The sequence below is a fragment of the Ferruginibacter sp. genome, from assembly GCF_014377975.1.
Classification (GTDB): domain Bacteria; phylum Bacteroidota; class Bacteroidia; order Chitinophagales; family Chitinophagaceae; genus Ferruginibacter.
The window spans coordinates 1-6,137 of the sequence record NZ_JACMOO010000296.1; the positions used below are offsets into that span (position 1 = coordinate 1).

Consider the following 6,137-nt stretch of genomic DNA (forward strand, 5'->3'; position numbering starts at 1 on the left):
GGATTGAAAGTATAATCTGTGACACCTACTGTAAATGTTTCGGGGGCTGGAGGAAGTGGAGGTGGCGGTGGTGGTGGTTCTGCACCTTCTGCCAATTTTACAACGGGTGCAGGTGCTGTCTTTGGTGGAGGTGAGGGAACCACCACAACAGTGAACCTGTTATACTCCAGTAATTTTTTTAAAAACTCAACTCTTTCCAGTGATACATTTTTTTCTACAATGCCACATTTTATACCGTCCAGTTCTTCAAATTCATGATTTTTATTGATCGCCATAATTTTATTTTAAAATTAAGTGTTATACCAATGCTGTGTTATACCAATGCTGTGTTCGAGTAACTAGTCCAATTTAATCCTAAATATACATGCAAACCCACAAGTACTTTTTATTTTATCGGCACATAATCAATTTGTGGCTGTTGTTATAAATTTACTACTCTCATTTAAGCCAGACGCAGCACAGTAAATTTTCACCATTACAACGGTGCTATAAGTAAATTTAAAATCTTTATCCACCCACTTTAAGCGATAAAATAAGTGCCGCTTTCCAGTTGGTTTTGGTTGTGGGTATAACTGGCCCCAGTAATATTGTTTGTGCTTACATCCTTGTCTGCGGTATAAAAAGTAATACCGTCGATAAACATATACATTTACAAAAATTTTTTTTAATTGATTAGAGTAAACAAATGTCATTAATTAGTGTAATTAGGAGCTATGCAAAAAATTCAAACGACTTTTAAAAATTGTATTTGTTGTTGTTTTATGATGGCAATAACTTTTACTGCCTTTACCCAGGAAATAACTACAAAAGAAATTGCCGGGGCAGAAAAAATGTATGGACTGCAATTTTCTGAAGCCAAGAGGGACTCAATGATGAACCAATTAAAAGTTGATCAGCAATTGTATCAGTACCTGCACAGTTTTAATTTGGCAAATAGTGTTCCGCTGCCACAATGGTTTGATCCCATTGTACCGAACATGAAATTTAGTGGCAGCCAACAAACCATTACCTGGAGTATCCCCCAAAATATAACCATGCCTGCTGATACCAACCAATTGGCATTTTATTCTATTGCACAGCTTTCTTCTTTATTGCGGCATCATAAAATAACTGCGGTTCAACTCAGTCATTTTTTTATAAATCGCCTTAAAAAATATGGAGACAGGCTGCATTGTGTTATCAGCTTTACAGAAAAAATAGCCATGCGGCAGGCAAAGCTTGCTGATGAAGCTTTTGCAAAAGGAGTCATTAAAAGTCCGCTGCAAGGCATACCCTACGGCTTAAAAGATTTGTTTACCGTAAAAGGCACCAAAACAACTTATGGGTCGCCACCATTTAAAGACCAGGCAATAGAAGAAGATGCTTTTGTTTACCAGCAATTAGAAAAAGCGGGTGCGGTATTAATTGCAAAACTATCTATGGGCGAACTGGCAATGGATGATATTTGGTTTGGCGGACAAACTAAAAACCCATGGAACCTGCAAGAAGGTTCCAACGGATCTTCTGCCGGCTCGGCTTCTGCAACGGCAGCAGGCTTGGTGCCATTCGCCATTGGAACAGAAACTTATGGTTCCATTGTAGCCCCATCTGCGGTGTGTGGTGCAACCGGGCTCAGGCCTACTTTTGGCAGTGTTGCCCGTACAGGCGGAATGACACTTGCATGGACATCAGACAGGATTGGCCCTATTTGCAGAAGTGCTGAAGATGCAGCTATGGTATTTGCGTATATGCATGGCAGTGATGAATATGACCGTGCCTCCCGTACAATGCCTTTTAATTATACGGGCAATACCGATGTATCAAAATTAAAAGTGGCTTATGCCAAAAATTATATTGATAGCCTTCCGGAAAACAGTGCAGAAAAAAATGTTATCAAAATATTAAAAGCTGCGGGAGTGCAAATGACTGCAATTGATTTTCCATCAAACCTGCATACCAATGAATTGTTAACTACCATTTGGGCTGCAGAATCTGCTGCTGCTTTTGATGGACTTACAAGATCTGGCAAAGACAGTGAAATGGTGCAGCAATGGCAAAGCCGTTATCCCAATCAATTTAGAAGCGCCCGGTTTATACCTGCGGTAGAATACCTGAATGTTTGTCGTTTGCGCTACCTCGTTATGCAGGAAGCTTTCCCAATATTAAGTGCCTACGATATTATAATTGTACCGAGTATGGCCGATGAACCAATGGCACTTACCTGCCTTACCGGCAACCCTTGTATTACCTTGCCTGCAGGCTTGCCCGTTACCAATGGTGCGCCGCCAAGCATTACTTTTATTGGTGGTAAATTGTATAGCGAAGCCACTATTACCGCATTTGCAAAGTTATTTCAGCAGTTAACTCACTTTGAACAAAAGCATCCGGTTATGTTTATGAAGTAGTTAAATGTATACCTGGCATATAGTAGCATCATAAATATTAAGAAGCAGGCAATAATTAAATGAAGCAATTAGAATGATCTACAATTGTATCATGAAAATTTACAGCAATAGCAATCAGCCAACTATTTAAATAAAACTATGAAGTATATTATTAAAAAAATAAGCATAAAATAATTGATGATATGCTGCTCCATTGTAATTATGAGTACAACGATATCGATTGCTAAAAGCTTATTCCTGTAATTCGATATAATGCACAGGGTTGAAAAATAATTTTTAAAGCCCAAAAGTCATTTCCACAATCTCTAATTAAAGTGTCTGTATGTATTCCACTAACAATACTTTTAGGGTAAGATTCCCTTTTTTTTGTTAGAATTTAAAAAACTGTAAGACTGTATATCTCTGATATAAAAAGTCAGGCTATGTTCTGGCCGTGGAGCAAGAAATTTATCTGGAGGAATAGAATAAGCATCATATTGCCATCGAATGATTTGATATTTTCTAACAAATTCAGTGAGCGATAAATGAGGTCGCATGTTTTTTATTAACATCGTTTATTAGTTGAAGTTTGACAAGTATCCACCAACAATTAAAATGCTGTCTACCGTTTTTCTCCCCCTATTGTAAGTTAAGTAGTTGCTAAGCCAACGTCTTAAAGTTTACGCTCAATTTTAAGCTATTGCCTTTTCTTATTTGGTTAAGCTGGCCTTTTATGCCGTTAAATACTTTATGGTAAGTTCTTTTACAATGATACACCTAATTCTATTTTTATTACATTAACAATGCGTTAATGAAGTCGTATATCCAGCTTAATAATCCAACAAGCACAATACCTGCTCCGCAAATGATCATGCCCAGTTTGGCCGAAGGATTTAAAATAATTTTTTCAATGGGTTGTTCATTTGTATCCATGAATACTGCCCTTATTACCCGCAAATAATAATACAAAGAAACGATGAGGTTTAATGCCGCTATTATTATAAAAAGATAATTGCCTTTAGATGCACCAGCAGTTATTAAAAATAATTTTCCAAAAAAACCGGCTGTTGGCGGAATACCTGCCAATGAAAACAATGCCAGCGCCAGTACCCAGCTTATAAAAGGATTGTGTTGATAAAGCCCTTTAAAATCATCTATTCGTTCTTTACCTGTTTGCTGAGAGATGGCTCCTGCAACACCAAATGCAGCCAGGTTAGAGAACACATAGATCAACACAAAATAAACAACAGAAGCCGTGCCTTGTATTGAATTACTGCTAAGACCTACTAAAATAAAACCAACTTGCGCAATGGACGAAAAGGCAAGAAAACGTTTTATGTTTTGTTGCCTTAATGCAAACAGGTTACCAACAATCATGGTTATGATAGATAACAGCATTACCATATTGTACCAGATTTCCTGCATGGGTGCAAACACTTTATACAAAGTGGTGAGCAAAATAAATGCAATGGAACCTTTAGATATTACCGAGAGGAAAGATGTAACCGCAACAGGTGCTCCTTCATATACATCGGCCGTCCACAAATGAAAAGGAACGATGGATAATTTAAATGCAAAGGCAGTAAATAAAAATACAAAGGCCAGAATTTGCAAAGGGCTTCCATCCAACTGGGCAGGTATCTCTGCAAAATTAATGGTGCCCGTTGCTCCATAAATTAAGGAGATACCAAACAATAAAATACCTGATGAAAAAGCAGATGACAAGATCATTTTCATAGATGCTTCTGAAGAGATCTTTTTTTCCAGATCGAAATTTACCATGGCTGCAACTGGTAATGTTGAAAGTTCCAATGACAAAAAGAACATCAGAAAGCTACCACTGGAGATCATAAAAAACATACCGAGCAAAGCAGCTAACATTAACATAAAAAATTCCGGCATGTGTTCATGCTTCTTTAACCAATCAGAAAATAATAAGGAGATAAGAAACACTCCCAAGCTTAAAATACTTTTTTGAAAAACCATCAAACCATTGGTTATAAAAAGACCGCCAAATAAAGTACCTGCTTCATTAAAGAAAAATCCAAGTATAAAATTTGCGAGCAATAAAAATTGAATAATGGATAATAGCTTTTCATTTTTCATCTCTGTACCCACCTTAATAAATAACAGCAGAAAGATGATGAAAGCCATCGCCAATTCAAATTTCATTAATATAAAAAAGTTGTTCAACATACAGTTTTAAATGTACCCCCTATCCCCTAAAGGGGAATTTGGAGGTTGTATAAAATAATCAATAGCCACACTACTCATTACGGATGTACGCCACCTGTGAGTTTATGCATTATAATTTCGGTTGCCGGACTGATCAGATCATTTAACCAAAAGGGAGCTATACCAATGGCTAAGATCCCTGCAATTAAAATAATGGCAGCTAATTTTTCATTCCACTTTGCGTCGCTTAAATTGCCAAAGCCCTCCTTTAATGGCCCCATGGCTGTTTGCCCGATGGCACGTAAAATATACACTGCCGTTACTACAATTGACATGCAGGCTGCAATGGTTGCTATGCGATGAAATGGATCGGGATGCTGCCACGAGCCCATAAAAATTGTCATCTCTGCAACAAACCCACTCAGGCCCGGCAATCCCAATGAACACAATCCTACTATAAATAATACGGTTGTGATAAAAGGCATCACTTTCAAAAGGCCTCCCATTTCGTTCACCTGTCTTGTATGGGTACGTTCGTAGATCATTCCAATAACAGCAAAGAAAAGAGCCGTCATTAACCCATGCGAAACCATCTGCATTACTGCACCCGTGAGGGCTGTTTTTGTTAACATGCCAATACCCAGCAACACAAAACCACAATGACTAACAGAAGAATAAGCATTGATATATTTCAGATCCTTCTGCATCATAGTAGCGAACGCTCCATACAGTATAGCGATGGTAGACAGCACAATAATAATGTTGGCATATTCTTTTGCTCCGTCAGGCATTATGTATGTAGCTACCCGCAAACATCCGTAGCCACCAAGTTTCATGGAGATACCGGCCAGAAACATGGAGCCTGCAGTTGGTGCTGATGAGTGTCCATCCGGCACCCAGGTATGAAATGGAAATAATGCCGTAAACACACCAAAACCAACAAACAAAAGCGGAAAACAAATTTTTTGAACCTCTACAGGAATGTGAGCATTGGCCAGGGTTAGCAAGTCAAATGTTTTTTCGTGACTGCCAAAATACACGCCCAACAATCCTACTAACACCAACGCAGAGCCGCCCATTAACATCAATGCCAGTTTGTTGGCGGCATATTCTTTTTTGCCGCTTCCCCAAATACCAATCAATAAATATTTTGGTATCACCGCAATTTCAAGAAAGAAGAAAAGTACAAACAGATCAAGTGAAATAAAAAATCCATAAGCGCCCAAACTTAGCAGAATTAGCAGGAAATAAAATTCCTTTGTCATCTTTGTTACATTCCATGAAACCAGCACACCTGCCATAACCACAAAAGCTGTTAATAAAATCATGGCTACTGAAATACCATCCACACCTAAATGGAATGTAATATGCCACGCAGGAAACCAGTCGTATTGCAATTCAAATAACATTTGAACTTCGCTACCTGCAGCCCTTTCATTGCTAAAAGCAACCAGCAACACAAAAGCCAAAACAAACTGTGCAGTTGAACCAATGAGTGCCGCCCACTTTACCTGCACGGCATTCCGCATCAGCAAGATCACGATTGCGGTTAGCAGCGGTAATAATATTAGTAGTGTTAGATTCATTTATTGATTTGTA

4 protein-coding genes and 1 pseudogene are annotated in these 6,137 nt (G+C 38.3%); 1 reads left to right on the top strand and 4 read right to left on the bottom strand.

Annotated features, from left to right (window positions below; translation table 11 throughout):
- Both H7254_RS15150 and H7254_RS15155 read right to left on the bottom strand, forming a co-directional pair.
- Positions 1–275: pseudogene (locus H7254_RS15150) on the bottom strand (hypothetical protein); the annotation flags it as partial.
- A gap of 245 nt (positions 276–520) precedes the next feature.
- Positions 521–649, bottom strand: coding sequence for a hypothetical protein (locus tag H7254_RS15155; RefSeq protein WP_301933761.1), 129 nt, complete (start codon positions 647–649; stop codon positions 521–523).
- Between the two features lie 64 nt (positions 650–713).
- Here H7254_RS15155 and H7254_RS15160 point away from each other — a divergent pair, with 64 nt between their 5' ends.
- Positions 714–2,384 carry an amidase gene (locus H7254_RS15160; RefSeq protein WP_301933762.1) on the top strand — a complete coding sequence of 557 codons (1,671 nt, stop codon included), beginning with the start codon at positions 714–716 and terminating at the stop codon, positions 2,382–2,384.
- 771 nt (positions 2,385–3,155) lie between these two features.
- On the opposite strand, the gene H7254_RS15165 is transcribed toward H7254_RS15160, so the two are convergent.
- Both H7254_RS15165 and H7254_RS15170 read right to left on the bottom strand, forming a co-directional pair.
- On the bottom strand, positions 3,156–4,535 hold the full coding sequence (locus H7254_RS15165; protein ID WP_301933763.1) for an NADH-quinone oxidoreductase subunit N: 1,380 nt from the start codon (positions 4,533–4,535) through the stop codon (positions 3,156–3,158).
- A 101-nt stretch (positions 4,536–4,636) separates the two neighbouring features.
- Positions 4,637–6,124: a NuoM family protein gene (locus tag H7254_RS15170; RefSeq protein ID WP_301933764.1), complete on the bottom strand. Its 1,488-nt coding sequence runs from the start codon at positions 6,122–6,124 to the stop codon at positions 4,637–4,639.
- Positions 6,125–6,137 lie beyond the last annotated feature (13 nt).

Excerpts from the sequence above, each read along its gene's own strand:
- H7254_RS15155 (WP_301933761.1), bottom strand. The coding sequence starts at position 649 with ATGTATATGTTTATCGACGGTATTACTTTTTATACCGCAGACAAGGAT.
- H7254_RS15160 (WP_301933762.1), top strand. The coding sequence starts at position 714 with ATGCAAAAAATTCAAACGACTTTTAAAAATTGTATTTGTTGTTGTTTT.
- H7254_RS15165 (WP_301933763.1), bottom strand. The coding sequence starts at position 4,535 with ATGAAATTTGAATTGGCGATGGCTTTCATCATCTTTCTGCTGTTATTT.
- H7254_RS15170 (WP_301933764.1), bottom strand. The coding sequence starts at position 6,124 with ATGAATCTAACACTACTAATATTATTACCGCTGCTAACCGCAATCGTG.